Source organism: Tenacibaculum aiptasiae (assembly GCF_008806755.1).
Lineage (GTDB): Bacteria > Bacteroidota > Bacteroidia > Flavobacteriales > Flavobacteriaceae > Polaribacter > Polaribacter aiptasiae.
Genome location: NZ_WAAU01000037.1, coordinates 1 through 19104, shown reverse-complemented (window position 1 = coordinate 19104; position 19104 = coordinate 1). Strand labels below are relative to the sequence as shown.

The 19104-nt window shown below is 31.8% G+C and carries 11 protein-coding genes and 1 pseudogene; 5 read left to right on the top strand and 7 right to left on the bottom strand.

Going from position 1 to position 19104, the window contains the following annotated elements; genetic code table 11:
* Nucleotides 1-11 precede the first annotated feature (11 nt).
* The 5 genes from F7018_RS17530 to F7018_RS17510 all read right to left on the bottom strand — a co-directional run bounded on the left by F7018_RS17530 (nucleotide 12) and on the right by F7018_RS17510 (nucleotide 4780).
* Nucleotides 12-938 (bottom strand): FecR family protein, encoded by a 927-nt coding sequence (locus tag F7018_RS17530; RefSeq protein ID WP_150901405.1) that lies wholly within the window; start codon nucleotides 936-938, stop codon nucleotides 12-14.
* A 70-nt stretch (nucleotides 939-1008) separates the two neighbouring features.
* On the bottom strand, nucleotides 1009-1527 hold the full coding sequence (locus F7018_RS17525) for an RNA polymerase sigma factor (protein ID WP_150901404.1): 519 nt from the start codon (nucleotides 1525-1527) through the stop codon (nucleotides 1009-1011).
* 68 nt (nucleotides 1528-1595) lie between these two features.
* Nucleotides 1596-3341 carry a M14 family metallopeptidase gene (locus F7018_RS17520; RefSeq protein ID WP_150901403.1) on the bottom strand — a complete coding sequence of 582 codons (1746 nt, stop codon included), beginning with the start codon at nucleotides 3339-3341 and terminating at the stop codon, nucleotides 1596-1598.
* Between the two features lie 4 nt (nucleotides 3342-3345).
* The gene (gene coaD, locus F7018_RS17515) at nucleotides 3346-3798 is read right to left on the bottom strand and encodes a pantetheine-phosphate adenylyltransferase (RefSeq protein ID WP_150901402.1); all 453 of its coding nucleotides are present in this window, start codon (nucleotides 3796-3798) and stop codon (nucleotides 3346-3348) included.
* 4 nt (nucleotides 3799-3802) lie between these two features.
* Complete coding sequence (locus tag F7018_RS17510; protein ID WP_150901401.1) at nucleotides 3803-4780, bottom strand: D-alanine--D-alanine ligase; 978 nt, start codon at nucleotides 4778-4780, stop codon at nucleotides 3803-3805.
* 153 nt (nucleotides 4781-4933) lie between these two features.
* Between F7018_RS17510 and F7018_RS17505 the strand changes: the two genes are divergently transcribed.
* Nucleotides 4934-5515 carry a PASTA domain-containing protein gene (locus F7018_RS17505; RefSeq protein ID WP_150901400.1) on the top strand — a complete coding sequence of 194 codons (582 nt, stop codon included), beginning with the start codon at nucleotides 4934-4936 and terminating at the stop codon, nucleotides 5513-5515.
* Nucleotides 5516-5531: 16 nt separating this feature from the next.
* A complete protein-coding gene (locus F7018_RS17500) occupies nucleotides 5532-6569 on the top strand; it encodes an RluA family pseudouridine synthase (protein WP_150901399.1) in 1038 nt (345 codons plus the stop codon).
* 65 nt (nucleotides 6570-6634) lie between these two features.
* On the opposite strand, the gene cmk is transcribed toward F7018_RS17500, so the two are convergent.
* Nucleotides 6635-7324 carry a (d)CMP kinase gene (cmk, locus tag F7018_RS17495; protein WP_150901398.1) on the bottom strand — a complete coding sequence of 230 codons (690 nt, stop codon included), beginning with the start codon at nucleotides 7322-7324 and terminating at the stop codon, nucleotides 6635-6637.
* A 138-nt stretch (nucleotides 7325-7462) separates the two neighbouring features.
* Nucleotides 7463-9532, bottom strand: a complete 2070-nt coding sequence (locus tag F7018_RS17490; RefSeq protein ID WP_150901397.1) for a leucine-rich repeat domain-containing protein — start codon at nucleotides 9530-9532, stop codon at nucleotides 7463-7465.
* Nucleotides 9533-9819: 287 nt separating this feature from the next.
* On the opposite strand from F7018_RS17490, the gene F7018_RS17485 reads away from it, so the two are divergent.
* From F7018_RS17485 to F7018_RS17475, 3 genes and pseudogenes are all read left to right on the top strand, one after another.
* Nucleotides 9820-12114, top strand: a complete 2295-nt coding sequence (locus F7018_RS17485; protein ID WP_150901396.1) for a T9SS type B sorting domain-containing protein — start codon at nucleotides 9820-9822, stop codon at nucleotides 12112-12114.
* Nucleotides 12115-12125: 11 nt separating this feature from the next.
* Entirely contained in the window at nucleotides 12126-13955 is a 1830-nt protein-coding gene (locus F7018_RS17480) for a PorP/SprF family type IX secretion system membrane protein (protein ID WP_175578773.1), read from the top strand.
* 49 nt (nucleotides 13956-14004) lie between these two features.
* A pseudogene (locus F7018_RS17475) lies at nucleotides 14005-19104 on the top strand (hypothetical protein); the annotation flags it as partial.

The window sequence follows — 19104 nt, the reverse complement described above, 5'->3', positions numbered from 1 at the left end:
TTTTTGCTTCATTAATTATATCTCAATACAATCGGACTATTTTTTGCTAATGTAAAAGAAATTTTCATTGGAGCAAAAACTGTTTTTAAAGCAACATTCATATTCTTGTGAGTAAATGTACCTGTAAAACGTTTGTTTAGATCAATTTTACTTGTGTCAAACTTAATTTTATATTGCTTTTCTAAAGCTGTAATTACTTGACTAATAGGTGTGTTATTGAAGCTGCTTTCACCATGTATCCATGAAGGAGAATCTTGGTCAAAATTCCAACTTTCACTATCATTATTAAATATTCTATGAGCCTTACCTTTAGTTAAGATAACCTCATTATTATTTTTTGGAGTAACCTTAACTTTTCCTTCAAAGCACTGAGTTTCAAAAAAGTTTTTTGAAGAGTTAACAGTAAACTTAGTTCCTAAAACAGTAACATTCCCCTCTGTTGTATTAACTGTAAAAGTTTTACCTTTTTCAACTTCAAAATAAGCTTCTCCTTCTAATGACAAGCTTCTATTAGTATTCCAATCTTTCTCAACATATTCTAGTTTAGAATTTGGAGAAAGGTGAACTTTAGAGTTGTCAGGTAACGAAATAGTAATTTGTTCCCCGAAACTAGTGGAAATACTATTAGTATTGTTTGCATTAAAATAAAAAAAGCTAACTATCAAAGCTATAGAGGCTACAGCACCATACAACCATGCTGGAGTTAATCTCCTTACTTTAGTAGTAGTTTCTTTCTTTTTCTCTAATGTTTCCCCTATTAGATTATTTAAAGCAGCAGCTTTATCGTAAGCTGGTGCTTTCAGTTGCTGTGAAGCATCATTTATAGCTTTAAAATGATGGTAATCTTCAGAGCTTTGAAATTGTTTTAGCTCCTCTGGAGTCAGTTCATTGGCTATCCAACGAGCTAAAAAAGTTTCATCTTTATATTCTTGTTCCATTTCCTGTGTATTCTTGCTATTTGTATTAGAACATTTAAAATATTATTTACCCTACTATAAATATAGTTTTTTAAACTTTACCAATTTGTTCTTTTAATGTCAGTAAAGCTTTGCTCATTCTTTTTTCAACCGCTTTTACAGAAATCCCTACTATTTCCGCTATTTCGGAGTACTTTTTTTTATCAATTCTACTTAGTAAAAAAACTTCCCGTTGTTTTTCTGGTAAGTTAGCAATTACTCTTTTTAGTTTTATATAAAATTCTTCTTCTTCTATAAGAAATTCAGGAGTCTCATTAGTTCTATCTGGAGCAATATTTTTCTTTTGGTGTTCTAGAACTACTTTTTTATGAGCAACTTCATTTAAAAACTTATTATTGGCAACAGTGTATAAAAAAGATTTAGCTTTTTCAAATACAACTTTTGCACAATTATCCCAGAGTTTTATATAGGCCTCTTGAACGATATCTTCTGCTTGCTGAGTATCTCCACATTTGTAATAAATGTAGTTTCGTAAAGATTGTGAATGTTGATTAAAAATTTTCTCGAAATTTTTCTGTTCACAAACTGATTTTAAGGGTGGATTATTCATTAGTCTATTCTAATTTTCCAAAAATATGAAAATGAAACTAAGAATTCTATAAAAAATTTAACATTAGTTTAATATTTTTTAAAAATAGGAAGTGTCATGTGTGATTTTTCATAATGAGGAGTTGCTTTGTATACGTATAATAACTGGGCATACGTGCTTTTAGCAAATTCTTCATCTGTTTTAATTTTTTTCTCAAATTTTTGTTTAAAATCAGGATTGTTTTTCAAATATTCAGCAGCAATATCTTCAAAAACATAAGAAGAAAAACCTTCTTTTTGTTGTAAAATAGTGTCGAAAAAATTCCAATTAAAGAAAGAATCAGTTGCTTCGGCTTCTAAAGTTTCAATTAAATAACGAATGCCTTTTTGCTTTGTAGGAATATATAAATCACCTTTTTTAAACATTACTGGTTTTAAAGTCTTTTTAGTTTGCGTGTTGTAATGTAAGTAATGCCCTTCGTATGGTTGTTTTCTAGATTCGAAATCAGTTATATGCTGTATTTCTACGATTAAAGTTGTATCGTTTTTAAAACGAGTAAACTCAATGTTGTTATTAGTTAATCGATCAATTATTTTATGCCAACCTTGTTGTAAAATATAGGCTTCGGGTATTTTAATTTCTTTAGTAGCAAGGAAATTATTGTAATAAGTAATGTTTTTAGTATAAGGTTTAGTTCTGTCGTAAAATAAACGTTTACCATTGGTAACTTCACTATCAATATAAGTTCCTTCGTACCCCATAAAGTTAAATTCACTAGGGTTTGTTTTATCTACCTTAAATGAAATTGGATATGTTTTTTGGGACATTACTTCTTCAAAAGCTTTATTTCGTAAATCTTTAATTTCTGAAGAATATTTTTCTGAAAAATCTAAACTAGAAAATAACAAGTCATAAGTTTGATTTACTCTAATTTTATATGGCTTAAGCATATGAGTTTCTACCATTAACCCGAGTGTGTTGAATAGGGTAGTGTAACCTGTAGAATACCTTGGAGAATCAAAAAACTGAGACCATCCTTTATCTGGAGTACTTCCCCAAACATTTACATAAGGTGTAATAGCAACTTCTTTTTGAGCTAAAGACTTTTCTACATATGGACGCATTTCATTTTCTAAAAAGTGTCCTAACTTACCCCCTAACTTGTTATGTTGTGTGAATAAGTGTGTAATAGCATATTGGTAGTCGGCTCCGTTACTTACATGATTGTCAATAAAAATGTCTGGATCAACTTTGTGAAAAATTTCAGCAAAAGCAGCAGCATTCTTGGTATCCTGTTTTATAAAATCACGATTTAAGTCATAATTACGAGCATTACCTCTAAAACCGTATTCTTTAGGACCGTTTTGATTTGCTCTTGTATGAGAATTTCTATTTAAAGCGCCTCCAATGTTATAAACAGGAATAACGCATATTAATGAGTTTGCATAAGCTTTTTTTAATGAATCGTTTTGAACAATATCACGTAAAAGTAGCATGGAAGCATCAATACCATCTGATTCTCCTGGATGAATTCCATTATTAATTAAAATTCTATTTTTTGAAGAATCTTTAATTTTAGTTAGGTCAGTTTTTCCATTAGCATTAAAAACAGCCAAATGTAAAGGGTTGCCAGAATCTGTTTCACCAATTTCAAATAGTGATATCTCATTATATGTATTGGCTAAATCTTCATAAAAAGAAATTACCTCTTTATATTCAGGGGTTTCTGTTCCGTTTGATTTTTCGAAAAGAGTTGTAAAATCGTTAGCTGTTTTTGTAGAATTTTGTTTGCAAGCTAGAAAGCTAAGCAGGAATATAAAGTATAATTTTTTCATTTTATTAAATTCTTACAGCATCTGGAACTAAACCAGTATAATCTCCATTATTTCTAATTACATCACGAACTATTGAAGATGAGATATAACTTTTTCCAGAAGATGTTAATAAGAATACAGTTTCAATTTCTGAAAGTTTTCGGTTGGTATGTGCAATTGCTTTTTCAAATTCAAAATCGGCAGGATTTCTCAAACCTCTAAGAATAAATTGAGCGTTCTGTTCTTTACAGAAATTTACAGTTAAACCACTGTAAGTAACTACTTTTATTTTAGGTTCGTGCTTAAAAGTTTCTTCAATAAAACGTTTACGTTCTTCTAAAGAAAACATATATTTTTTGTCGGAATTAATACCAATAGCAATTACTAATTCGTCAAATAAAGTAACACCACGTTCAATAATATCTAAATGACCTAGGGTAATAGGATCGAAAGATCCAGGAAATATTGCTTTTTTCATTGTGTTAATTGTTTAGTGCCATTTCAATAGCGTTTCCAAATAATTCAGTTAACGAAATACCTGCACAATTTGCTTGTTGTGGTAAAATACTTGCTTCAGTAATACCAGGTACAGTATTCATTTCTAAGAAATGAGGTTCGTTATTCACAAATATATATTCAGAACGAGAAAAACCACTCATATTTAAAATTTGGTATACACGTTTAGCAACTTCTGAAACTCTTTTTTCTTGTTCTTTAGTTAAACGAGCAGGTGTAATTTCTTGCGATTTCCCTTCGTATTTAGCTTCGTAATCAAAAAAGTCATTTTCAGAAACTATTTCAGTAATAGGTAATACTGTAACTTTTCCTTTATATTCAATAACACCAACAGAAACTTCAGTTCCATCAAGGAAGCTTTCTATTAATATTTCTGAATCTTCTTTGTATGCCTTTTCTAAAGCAGGAATTAATTCTTCTTCAGTATGTACTTTAGAAATACCAAAACTAGAACCAGCATTGTTTGGTTTTACAAAACAAGGTAAGCCTACTTTTTCAATAATTTGAGTTGTGCTTATTTCATCTCCTTGATTCAAATATACAGATGTAGCTGTTGGAATTCCATATTCTTTAACTACGCTTAAAGTGTCTCTTTTATTAAAAGTTAAAGCCATTTGGTAAAAAGGAGCAGAGGTGTGCTTTAATTCAATTAAATCAAAATAAGCCAAAATAATTCCGTTTTCACCCGGGGTTCCATGAATAGCATTGAAAACACAATCGAATGAAATTTTTTCATTGTTTATTACAGCTGAAAAATCGTGTTTATTAATAGGGTATTCAATATCGTTATCATCAACTAAAACCCATTTATCTTTTAAAATATGAACTTTATAAGGATTGTATTTTTCCTTGTTAAGATGCTTGTAAACTACGTTTCCACTTTTTATAGAAATTTCTACTTCAGAGGAATAACCTCCCATAATTACAGCTATATTTTTTTTCACTTTTTTGTATTTGAATTATTTTTTGATTGCTTATTTGTAAAATAGATTACAGCATAATTATACAAACTTACCAAAAAAACTCGTTTAAGAGTTAATGAATTAAAAATAGTAATATTTTTACTGTAAATTTGTGCCACTTTACAAAAAATCGATATGAGTAAATTTTCAGAAAATTTTAAAAATTTGTTTCAGTTTATAAAGAGCAAAAGTTTCTTTATACAAATAGGAATAGCTGTGGTTTCTATTTTAGTATTTGTTTTTGTGTTACAATGGTGGTTGGGAGTAACAACAAATCATAATCAGAAAATACAAGTACCTAACTTGCATAAAATGTCTTTAGACGCTGTTGAGAAAAAATTAGATGAACTTAATTTAGAGTTTATAGTAATAGACAGTGCTAGTTATAATCCAGACTACCCAAAAAAATCGGTTATAGAGCAAAATCCTGAAACTGGTGATTTTGTAAAAGAAAAACGTAAAATTTATTTGACGTTAAATCCATCAAAATATAGAGATGTTGAAATTCCAGATTTAAATGGAAGAACTCAAAGGCAAGCATCAACACATTTACGTTCTATAGGATTTAATGTAGGGAAAGATATTACTTGGGTAAGAGACATAGGAAAGAATGTAGTAAGAGGTTTAATATATAAAGGAAATAAAATTGAACCAGGAACAAAATTACCAAAGAAATCTACCATCGAACTTATTTTAGGAGACGGTAACGGTAACTAATATTTATTATTGATTTATGCAGGAAGATACAACTCCAGGAATGGAAAGTGACGATTTATACGAACACCATAGATTTGTAGCAACAGACGGGCAGGAGCCTTTAAGAGTAGATAAGTTTTTAATGAATTTTATTGAAAATGCTACTCGAAATAAAATTCAACAAGCAGCTAAAGCAGGAAATGTTTTGGTAAACGATGTAGTGGTAAAACCAAATTATAAGGTTAAGCCTAAAGATGTAGTTCGTATCGTTTTATCATACCCGCCAGCAGAAAATTTATTAGTAGCTGAAGATATTCCTATTGATATTGTTTATGAAGATGATGAAGTTATTGTTGTAAACAAACCAGCAGGAATGGTGGTGCATCCAGGTCATGGGAATTATTCAGGAACTTTAGTAAATGGATTAATACACCATGTAGAAAATTTACCAACAAATTCTAATGAGCGTCCAGGTTTAGTGCATCGTATTGATAAAGATACGAGTGGATTATTAGTAGTTGCGAAAACAGAATTTGCTATGGCGCATTTATCAAAACAATTTTTTGATAGAACTACAGAGCGTTTGTATTATGCATTAGTTTGGGGACATATTGAAGAAGATGAAGGTACTATAGAAGGGAACATTGGACGTAGTTTTAAAAATCGTTTGCAAATGGATGTTTTTCCTGATGGAGAGCACGGAAAGCATGCGGTAACACATTTTAAAGTTTTAGAACGTTTAACCTATGTAACATTAGTACAATGTAAATTAGAAACAGGAAGAACGCATCAAATTAGAGCGCACTTTAAACATATTGGGCATACACTTTTTAATGACGAACGTTATGGAGGTGATGCAATATTAAAAGGAACAACATTTACAAAATACAAGCAGTTTGTAGATAATTGTTTTAAAGTATTGCCAAGACAAGCATTGCATGCTAAGACATTAGGATTTACACATCCTAAAACAGGAGAGTTTATGCAGTTTGATTCTGAAGTTCCAGCTGATATAGAAGCATGTTTAGCAAAATGGCGTACCTACTCTGAGAATTCAAAATTTGAAGAAAATTAAAAATATTTTTGAAATACTAAAAAACCAGCTCTTAGAGCTGGTTTTTTATTTTATATAGTGAAGAGTTATTGTAAGTTTCTATTTACTAAACTCATAATGCGTTCAAATTGTTCTTCAAGTCCCATATCAGAATTGTCAAATTCTACAGCATCATCAGCCATTATTAAAGGAGAATCTTCTCGTGTTGAATCAATTCGATCACGTTCTTGAACATTGTGTAAAATTTCTTCATAATTTACATCATCACCGCGATCTAATAATTCTTTATAACGTCTCGTTGCACGTTTGTCAGCAGAAGCAGTCATAAATAATTTTAATTCAGCGTCAGGAAAAACAACAGTACCAATGTCTCTACCATCCATTACAATACCTTTGTTTTTACCCATTTCTTGTTGCTCGCTCACTAATTTTTTACGAACCTCAGAAATTGTAGCAATTTTACTTACTAGTCTAGAAACTTCAATAGTTCTAATGTCTTTTTCAACATTAGTATTATTTAATATCATTTCAGCAAAACCTAAATCTTTATTAAAAGAAAAAGAGAGTGAAATTTTGTCAAGATTAGCAATTAAATCTTCTGGGTTAAAATGCGTATCAGAGATATAATTTTGTTGCATAGCATATAATGTAACTGCTCTGTACATAGCGCCAGTATCTACATATATATATCCTAATTCTTTAGCTAATTGCTTAGCAATGGTACTTTTTCCGGTTGATGAAAAACCGTCTATGGCAATGGTGATTTTTTCTGTCATGAATACTTAAAAATGGATCACAAATATACGGCAGAATTCTAGAATAAATTTTATCAGAGTAAAAATTATATACAAAATAAAAAAGCATGGTAATTTAAAGTTACCATGCTTTTACAAGTTATTAGAAGTAAATAATTATTATCTAATTGCTTGAGTTGACTTTATAAAAGTGGTAGAAAAAGTACCCACATTAGTCTGTACTCTTAAAATATAGGTTCCTCTTTGTAAATCGTTAGCGTCAATTTTAGCAGAACCAAATGCAACAGGTCCATTTTTAATAGGTGTGTTAAAATTAATATCTATTTTGTCGGTAAGTCCTTTGTTAGGAGAAAGTTCACCATTATCAAAATGTAAAACCACATTTTTAATAAATGCTCCCGTTTGCGAATTGTAAACACTAGCACTTGTGGCAGTTACTGTTCCAGGGTCTAACATAGTTAAGAACAAGTAGCTGTCTGTAGGGTTTGGTGATAATATAAAGTAAGTTTCAAAGTTAGTGGTCGGAGCGTTGCAATTAGTAGTAACTGTACAACTACTGTATCCTAAAGTATTTTTTATATAATTAGATGTTTGAGATAAGTATAATGGATTTACACAGGCAAAGGTCAAATTTGGGGTTTCTTTTATATTAAAATATGCTGAATTTGTAAGATATTGGTAAAATTCGTGATTTCCTGTTAGGTAAAGTCTTTTTAAATGGAAGTTATATCCTGCGTGAAATATTCTTAATGAATTACAATTTCTGATGTCTAATTCATTAATTATGGTTGCAGAAACATTTAAGTGTTTTAAATTAACATTTTTAGAAATATCTAATTCTTTTATAGGGTTGAAACCAAGGTTAAGAATTCTTAATTTAGTGTTAACTTTTAAATCTACTGATTTTATATCATTTTCATAAGCGTCAAAAACTTCTAAATTTAAATTATTGCTAAGGTTTATGTGAGCTATTTTTTTATTCCATTCTATCTGTAATGAGGTTAAATTGCTATTTTTAGAAACGTCAATTTGCGTTAATTTATTATGGCCAATCAGAAAGCTTTTTAATTCTGTGTTTTTTGAAATATCAATTTGATTTAATTCATTATGAGATAACCATAGACTGCTTAGCTTCGTGTTATTACTAACATCTATTTGAGATAGCTTATTGTAATGTAAAGTAGCACCAATTAATAGTTTGTTATTTCTTATATTAATATTGGTTAAATTATTTTGAGATATTAATAAATATTTTAAATTAATATTATTGCTTAGGTCAATTGTTGTTAATTTATTTTCGCTCAAACTTAAGTTTGTAAGTTTGGAGTTATTGTTAAGATTGATAGATGAAATTAAGTTTTTTTCTAAATTTATATGTGTTAATTTAGGATTATTACTAAAATTAGCATCAGTTATTGAATTTTCGTCACCGTAAAAAGTAGTTATGTTTTTAAAATACTCAATACCAGATATATTAGAAACATTACTTTTTTCTATGTCTATTATAATAGCTTTCTCAGCTTCTTCGATACAAATTTCTCCATCTCCATCTTGATCTACTGGAATAGCATTTCCGTTAGATAGCAGTGCTTGTTTAAAATTAGGATCAGGGAAATTAATAATTTGGCACCCAGTTGGTGGAGTTTGAATAGTGCATTCTCCAATATGTAAAGCGCTACCTATCTGATCCCAAAAACCTCTGTGGTCTACATTGTTAGGTTGTACATCATATTGAGCTTGACTAATACAAACATATTTTATTTTATCAAGTTTAAACCAAACACCATAGGTTCCTTCTATTTGAAAAGTACTATTACCTGTTAAATAGGCATATTCAAGAGGGTTGTCGTAAAGTCTAAGTCCCCAAATAATACAGTTTCTAACATCTATAGTTTTAATTTGGTTTCTTTCAGCAACAATAAATCGTAATTTAGTTAAAGTTTCTGTCTTAATTTCTTTGATATTATTATCGCTACATTTCAATATTTCTAGGTTTGTAAAATATTGAATACCTTCTAAGTTGGATATGTTTTTGTTGTCTAATTCCAATCTCACAACAGCTAAAGCCTCATTTACATCAATTTGATTGTTGTTATCAGTATCGATAGCAGGTGAGTGATTTAATAAAGCGTTTTTAAAGTTATTATCAGTAAAGTTGATAATTTGAGCAAACGAGTTTACAAACAAGCATAGAAACAGGCTTGTAAAAAAGAGTTGTTTTTTTTTCATAATACATAAGGGAACGTCCATGCTTTTTGAACGCAAGTTTTTGGGGGTTAAAAGTTTAAATTAAATTTTGCCGTTTATAGCTTCACGACACTTCGCAATTATTTGACACAAATATGCTTATAATTTTTGAATAAAAAAAGAACGGAAAATAAAATTTTAGAGGAGCTAATGTATTGTTTATTTGTGTGTTTAACTTATATTTTATATATTTCTTAATAATATTATAGCGTGTTAATACCTTTGTATAAAAAAAAGTGTATTTTTATCGTCCCTTAGGATCCCTTTAAATGAACAAAATAACCAGAAGCATACAAATACTTTTAGGTGTATTTCTCTTTTGTATTCACTACACTACGGTTGCACAAACCCTAAATCAGCCTGTGGTTTCAAGTGGAGCTACCAGTATTTGTGATAATACTGGTACTACAGATTTTCCAGTGGATATTTCTTATACAACTGCAGTTTTTAATAATGATAACCAATTTATTATAGAGTTATCAGATGCTAGTGGAAGTTTTGCGAATCCATCGACAGTAAAAAATTTAGCCACATTAATTAGTACTCCAGTTAATAATTATAATCAACTATTTAACTTTACTTACAATATCCAATTACCTCCTGGTACTTTTGGGAAAAACTATAAGATACGTGTTCGTACTACGTCTCCTGAAAGAAGTACAGAGTCTGCGTCTTTTGAAGCATATCATGATATGGTTCAGAATTCGGAATTAGGGATTGCAGATGCTAATAATAAAGAAGAATTTACTTTGTGTCCAGGTGAAAGTAGGGAGGTTTTCTTAAGTACTACTGTAATTGGTGAGTATTTATGGTATAAGGAAAATGGAGCTGTAGATATACTTTTAGCTACAACTACTGAACCCAAATTTACAATAACAGAAGCAGGAAGATATTATGTTTTAATTGATTATGGTGGGTGTGGAACTCGTTCTTCTAGATTGCTAATAGTTTCAGGAATTAGTACAGCAGATGCACAAATAGATAGTCCTTCTATAGTTGAAATATGTAGTACAGATACTTATACTTTTAAGTCTAAAATCAATAACCCATCATATACTTATGAATGGTATTTAGATGGAGTTTTAAAACAATCTTCAAACTCAAATGAATATACAACACCAGATGCAGGTCAGTTTGGAAAATATACATTAAAAATTATAACAGGAACCGCTTCAGATGATTGTACTACAACATCTAATGAGGTTGAATTAAAACAGAAAACAACTGCGAGTTTTACAATAAATACAGTGAATCCGGGAGAGAGTGTGTGGTTAGAATGTGAAACTCGTCAAATTGAAATTACAGATGCTCCCTCTGGTACCACAATTCAATGGTACAGAAATGATACAGCTATACCAGGAGCAGATCAATTTATTTTATCCATAGGTGAGCCAGGAGAGTATTATGCGGTTGTAACAGATCCATCATCTTCATCATCATGTCCTGCTACAGTGAAATCAGAAGTTTTTTCTATCTATTCATTAAAAGAATTTAAAGCAGAAATAAGAATTCAAGATGCTAATCATAAAGAATGTGAATCTACAACTGCAAAATTAGTCATTGTAGGAGTGAAGGCTTTAGTTAATGAGAATTCAAATGAATACGATTTAACTGCAGAGCAACTTAGTGCAAGTAGCCCTCAGCTGGTTCAGTATCAGTGGTACAAAGATGGAGTGGCTATTCCTACAGGAGGAACTGCAAATGAATATGATGTGAATTCCTATTTAGATAATGGCGAATATGATTTAGAAGTTAGTACTTGCGGTTCAGGTACGATAAAAACTAAATTGCCAGATCCTAATAGAATAACAGTAAAATTAGGAGCTCCATTACCAAAAATAAAATCAAAGCCTAATTCTAATTCTTTATGTCCAAAAGGTACCATAACTTATAGTATAGAAGATGGTTTAGTGCCTGGATTTACCTATGAGTGGTTTAAAGATGGAGGTACAACAGCAGTAGCTACCAATGTAGTAGATTTTGATGTAGATTCTATAGGTGAATATGTATTAAAAATGACAGGTTTTGGTTGTGAAAGGTCTATAGATCCTATTAATGTAGTATTGTTTGATGAATCAGTTGTAGAAGTCACACCATCTGTAAAAGTAGTATTAAATCAAGGGCAAACAGTAACAGTAACAGCATCTGGAGGGGAAAGTTATGTATGGCATGAAGGGCAAGATGACTCGGGAACTGTATTGTCAACAAACGAAACATTAGATGTAAATGCCTTAGGGTTTTATACTGTAGTAGTAAGTGTAGGAAGTTGTAGCGTTGTTAAAACAATAGAAGTTGTAGAACAAGACGATCAAATTATAGTGCCAAATATTGTAACACCAAATCAAGATGGAATTAATGATACTTGGCAAATATCAAATAGATATGCATTTCAACCAACTGTAACCATACAGTTGTATAATTCAAACGGGAAAGAAATTTTAAATACAACCGATTACCAAAATAATTGGCCGACTGAAAGTTTGGGGAATCAGCGCGTTTTTTATTACAAAATAATTAGAGATGATATTCTAATTAAAGCAGGTACAATATCGGTATTAGATTAAAGTATATGGGGATGATTAAAAAATATATAGTATACACGTTAATATTAGTAACTACGTTTTCGTTAGAAGCGCAGATGTCTAATAGTGCGCAACAATACAATAGTTTTACTTCAAGAAATTTTATGAAGTTTAATCGTTTTTTAACAGTTCCTACTTTTTCAGCTTTAAGAGAAAATAAAACATCAATTACAGCTATAGTACGTAATAGTAATGTGGCTTTTGAAGATAATCCAAGATTATATTTAGGAACTTATTCTGGTAAAATGCGTGAGAACGTTGGAGCTGGATTGGCTATTTATCAACAAGAAGTAGGAGTTTTTAAAGATTTTGGAGCCTTAGCAAATTATGCACATCGTTTACAGTTAAACGATAATATGGATTTAACTTTTGGGTTTAACTTTTTATACAGCCGTAGAAGTGCTGATGCTTTAAAAGTAAATTCAACAGTACCCGATCCACAAGTAGCAAATTTTCAAGACATTCCAATTATTAATTTTCAGCCCGCAGTAACTCTATCGTTTGGTAAGTTTGACGTAGGAGTGTTTTTTGAAAATTTAGTGGATTTTAATTTGAAAAGTAGCGAGATGGCTACTTCTTTTGGTGAAAAAACATACTCAGCTCATGCAATGTATTCGCATGAATTTACCTATGCTTCAGGAATTTTTGAAGGAGCAGATTTAAGAGTGTTAGCAATCGCAAGAAAACCAGGAGAAGGAACATTTAGCGCAGGTGGTAACGCTATTTTAGATTTGCCAAAGGTAGGATGGATTAAAGCTGGTTATGATAAAACATATGGTATCTCTGCAGGAGTTGGAGTAAATATTTCAGAGAGTCTAGCTATTGGATTTACTTATGAAAAGAGTGATTTTGCTGCAACCAATGAGATTGGATTGATATACAACTTTGGTAAAAAATATTTTAGAAGAGATCGTCCAACAAGAAGAGGAGGTAATGTTAAAGTTACTTTACCTACAAGAGGACCTAAGAGACAGGAATATGATAATCCTGAGCATAACGATTTATCAGATGAAATTCAAAAAGCACAAGATTCTATAGATATTTTAAATAAAAAAGTAGATCAAATTTTACGTTTGTTAAAGAATCAGCCTGAACCTGTGAAAGTTAATACACCAACTCAAGCTAATAAAACAGATGAAAAGGACACTTCTTTAAGAAGAAGGTCTAACAAACCATGGAGGCAAAGCACAATAACCCATGTAGGTGGAGGTGGAACGATGTATTACATTATTGCAGATAGGTATAAAAATGAAGAACGAGTGCAACCATTAATAGATAAGTGGGCTAGGTTAGGATATGAAGCCAAATCTATTTTTGATCCAAAATCAAAAATATATTGGGTCTACTTAGATCGATTTGCGAAAGAAGAAGATGCAGAAGAGAAATTAGAAAAGGAGTTTGGTGGAGGAACAAGATTCTTTGAGAAAAACAATGATAAGAATGACGAGTCGTCAATTAAAGTAAAAAAGAATAGTAAAGACGGTGTATATATTAGGAAATTAACTATTGGAAAAGAAGGAGATAGTTATAAAGAACCTAAAAAACAACCACCAGCAAGAGTACGTACAATGGCAAAAATGCAAGGAGTAGAACCAGGTTATTATATTGTTGTGTACGTAAATTCTAAAAAATCGTTGGCAGATAGAAACGTAGACGAATTAAGAAATGATAATATAGACGCTGGATATTTTATAAACCCAGCAACAGGATATATGCATATATATATAGCGAAGACACAAGATCGAAAAGAAGCAATACGATTGTACGAAAGCAATTTAGATGGCGCTTTTTATGATAGAAAATCTATAATAAACGTAAAATAGTTAAAGTTTAGGTACACTAATTATCCCCAATAATTAAATTCCCCCTATTATGATGAAAAGATTACTATTATTATTATTATTAGTATTATTTAATATAATACATATTCAGGCACAAAAGCAAGTACAGAAGTACCCTAAGCCTGTTAGAGAAATAGTTAAAGAAAAGACAAGTCAACGACCAGATCGACCTTTTACAAATCGTTTAGGTGCTGGAGGTGTCAATTTAAGAGGAGACATTACTTTTATAGCTAATAATATAATTAGTAGGTCTTCTGGTTCAGATACACCAGATGTTCCTTATAACGGAAATTCTACTAATGGAAGTTTCAATATGCAGTACATTGATATTGATGGAGATCCTTCCACAGAGTCTTCATCAAGAGCAGGATTAACATTACCGGCATGTTCAAGAGTTTCATATGCAGGATTATATTGGGGGGCGGTATATCCTTATGCGAATTGGTCAAATACAGATTCTTCAACAAGAGACCCAAATAAAGATCAAATTAAATTTAAAATACCAGGGGATATAAATTATCGAAATATTACGGGAACAGTAATATACGATTCACCTGACCAGCCTTCATTGAGACCTTACTTATATTATAGTGATGTAACTGCTTTATTAGCTGGTTTAGGAACTAATGCAAATGGAGATTATTATGTTGCAGACATTAAAGCCACAGTTGGAGTAGATAATATAAATGGAGTAGGTGGAGCTGGAGGTTGGACTCTTGTTGTGATTTACGAAAATGAAAATTTATCAAGTAAAAATATTTCTATTTTTGATGGTTTTACTTCAATTGACCCAAATATAAATAGTAGTGAAACAATATCATATTCAGGGTTTAAAACTATTCCTGTAGGCCCAGTAAGAGCAAAACTTTTAGTTGGTGTTTTAGAGGGAGATAAAGGAATTGGTGGTGATAGTTTTCAAATACAAGATACTAACGGAGATTATATAGACCAAGAAACACCAAATGTAAATCCAGCTCAATTTGGCTGGGTTTGGGATCCCGCTATTGGTTGGGTCTGGAGAAGGAATTATAACTTTTTTAATGGCTCTATAAGTGAGAACGATGCATTTTTAACAGATAGAACTCCTAATAGCGAAAATACATTAGGTTTTGATATTGATTTGTATCAATTAAATAATAATGGAAATGGTATTATAGCTAATGATCAAACAAGTGCTAGTTTGAGATTTACTACAAGTGGAGATGTATACTGGGCTTTTTTAAATGCTTTGTCAGTTGAGATTATAGAACCTAAAATACAGTTAATTAAAACTATTGAAGACGCAGCAGGAAATGACATTTCTGGTGCCCCAGTAGGTTTAGGTAATGAACTATTTTATACGGTTAGATTTCAAAATGTAGGTACAGATAATGCATTAAATACAGAAATTGTTGACTTATTACCTAAGAATGTTGATTTAATAGAGTCAGATTTAATTTTACCAGCTGGATTAACTGCAGCGAATTATACATATACACCTCCTGCAGCAGGAAACGGATTTAGAGGCGAATTACGTTTTAATATACCAGATAGTATGGTTGAAGAAGGTGATCCAGCTTATGAAATAAAAATAAAAGTTCAAGTAGTTTCGAGTTGTAACGATTTAAGAGATGTATGTTCTAATAGGATTGAAAATCAAGCTTTTGCAAATTATGATAGTGATGAAGGAGGAACTCCAAGAGTTATAAATGAGCCAAGTTTTGCAGGAATAGATGCCTGTAATTTTGGTATTGTAGGAACTTCAAATTTCTTAGTTGACACTTCTGGTTGTACCTTTGAAAGAGATCAAATATTATGTGGTGCTGATACAGATTTAGTGGCAGGTAACGGTTTTACTTCCTATTCATGGGTAAATGCTAATAACCCAGGAGTAGTAATTGGTACGAGTCAAACACTTACTGTTACTCAAGGAGGGACGTATATTGTAACAAAAACAGCTCCAGTAGGCTGTATTGATAGTACGGAGACAATTAATGTAATCGCATTTAATAATCAGCCTAATCCATTAGCGGCTTCAGCCGATCAAATATTGACATCATGTCCTAGTAATGGAGAGGCTTTAGCTGAAATTTATTTATGTGGAGATGGTAGTACACGACAAATAAACTTACCCTTTGCAGCAGGTTCAGCAACTACCGTACAATGGTTTCAATTAGATGAATCTTCTTGTCCAGATCAAACAGTGGCTGGATGTGCAAATGTAAATTCAGCATGTACTTGGAATAGCTTAGGAACTGAATTATCAAGAACGTTTAGTGATGCAGGAGAATATAGATTAGATGTATTATATGATGGACAATGTCCTGAACAATATTATTTTAATGTATATAAAGCAACCTTGAATCCAAATATTGTAAAAGAGGATATTCTTTGTGGAAGTTCTGCCGATATTACGATTAATAATATTCCTGTAGGATACGAATACAGTTTAACAGGACCAGGAGGTTTTAATGCTCCTTTTCAAACTGGTAATACGTTTACAGTAACACAACCAGGAGATTATGATTTATCAATTCGTTTAGCAGGTTCTTCTGCTGCTGCATGTACCTATACTTTTCCTTCAATAAATATTCAAGAGGAGACTATAGATTTAGATGTAATTACAACAAACATGCAGTGTGCTAATGAACAGGCACAAATAAGAATTCAAGCAAATAATGTACCCGGTGACTATACCTATACCTTAACACAAGGAGGAGCAACAGTGGCAACTTTTGGGCCTGTAGCTACCAATGATCACACTTTTAATGTAACTGATGGAGGGGTTTATACAGTTACTGTTTCAACAGCCGATTGTACCGCTACACAAATGGTAACAATCGTAGAACCAGCAGAACTTAATTTAAATGCTGTTGCTACCAAAGATATTTCATGTCTAAATGGTGCATCTAATGGAATTATAACATTAAATGCTACAGGAGGAACTTTAAATACAGGAGATAGTTATTCATTTGCAGTTTGGTCTAAAGACGGGGTAAATTTACATGCAAGTATTGCTGCAATTCCTCCTTCAGATTATTTTACAAATACTACTTATAATGTTGTAAACGGACAGGAAGGTACCTATACTTTCGTAGTAGTAGATAGTAATAACTGTTCTACAATATCTGGACCAGTAACCATAAATGTAGAACCACCGTTACAATTTACACATACTGCAACAGACATTTCTTGTAATGGTTTAACAGATGGTAGAATAGAGGTAAATGTTGTAGGAAGTGACTTAGGTTTTGCTCCAATTGAATATAGTTTAGACGGAGGTACTAATTGGAATACAACAGGTGTTTTCAATAATTTAGCAGCAAATGCTAATTATACAGTAACTATAAGAGCTTCAAAAACAGGTTATCAATGTAATTATGAAATTACTAATATTGCTATTAATGAGCCGACAGCTTTAGCAGGTGGTAGTGTTGCTGCGACAGATCTTTCATGTAATGCAGCTGGAGCTACAATATTAGGTACTTTAACATTTACAGCTCCAACAGGAGGTACGGGAGCTTATACATATTATTATAGATTAACTGGAGCGGCTACTTTTAGTGTAGCAGCAGGAACTACAGTTTCTAATTTACCAGCAGGAACATATAATACAAGAGTAGAAGATGCAAATGGTTGTTCAAGAGATTTAAATGATGTAACAATAGGGGCATTACCAGCTGCACCTACCTTAGGAAGTTCTATTGTTTATAATTGTGATGGAACAGCCAATGTAACAATAACACCAAATGTAGGAACGTATACCTATAGTTTAGATGGAGCAGCAGCTCAATCAAGTAACGTATTTAATAATGTAGCCGTAGGAGCACATACATTTACTGTAACTTATGGAAGTGCTTGTACAGAAGATATCGTTGTGAATGTTGCTTCAGGTCAGGCATTTACAGGAAGTGTAGTTGGAAGTACTGATAGTGAGTGTAATGGTTCTGATAATGGAACAATAACAATTTCAGCAAATAATTTTACAGGAGGTAGTTATGAATATTCTACAGATGGAGGAACAACTTGGTCGTCTACTTCAGATAACCCATATAGAATTGTTGGATTAGCAGCTGGAAGTTATCATGTATTTGTGAGAGAAACTTCTGGAGCATTAAACTGTGATGTTGATTTAGGTACAGTTACAATTTCTGAACCGCCAGAATTAATATTGTCTGCATCAGTAACACAAGCAGCAGTTTGTACAGGAGCAAGCACAGGAGCAACAATTACGGCTGTAACAAACGGAGGAGGTACACCACCATACACATTTAGTATAGATGGAGGGGCAACTTGGCAAACGTCACCAGTATTTACTAATGTAGCACCTAGCGCAACAGATTATATTGTAATGGTACGTGATAGTAGAAGTTGTAATGAGTGTGGTTGTACTGCAAACTTATTTGAAAATGGTAGTTTTGAATCACCAGCATTAGCTTCTACAGGTTTCCGTCAAAGAAATGAAGATGATGTACCGGGATGGGATACTACAGATCCTTCAAATAGAATTGAAATTTGGTATAATAATTTCTTAGGAGTAACACCACATGATGGAGTTGCTTTAGCAGAATTAAATGCTAGAAATGCAGGAGCTTTATATCAAGAGTATTGTACTGAACCAGGAGATGTAATTAATTGGTCAGTTGCACATAGAGGTAGAATAGGAGAAGATGAAGCTTCAGTTAGAATTGGAGGAGATTTAGCTACAGCACCAGTTGTTGAAACAATGAAAGATGGTACTTCTGCATGGGGAGTATACTCTGGAACATATGTAGTACCAGCTGGGCAATCTACTACAATTATTGCTTTTGAAGCAGTATCTACAGCAACAGGAAATTTAAGTGTAGGTAACTTAATTGATAATGTACAAATAACAATAGCAAAAAACAGTTGTGTACCAGTAAGCGTAACAGTAGATCCACCACAAACAGTAACTCATACAGGTACTGTAACACAATGTTATGATGGAAGTAACGGAGAAATTGTAGTAAATGTTACACAAGGAAATGGAGATTATCAATTTAGTTTAAATGGAGGACCATGGCAAACGCCAACTCCATCAACAGGAACAACTTATACATTCTCAGGATTAACACCAAATACATATACAGTAGATGTACGAGATGGATCAGGATGTTTATCAACTCAAACA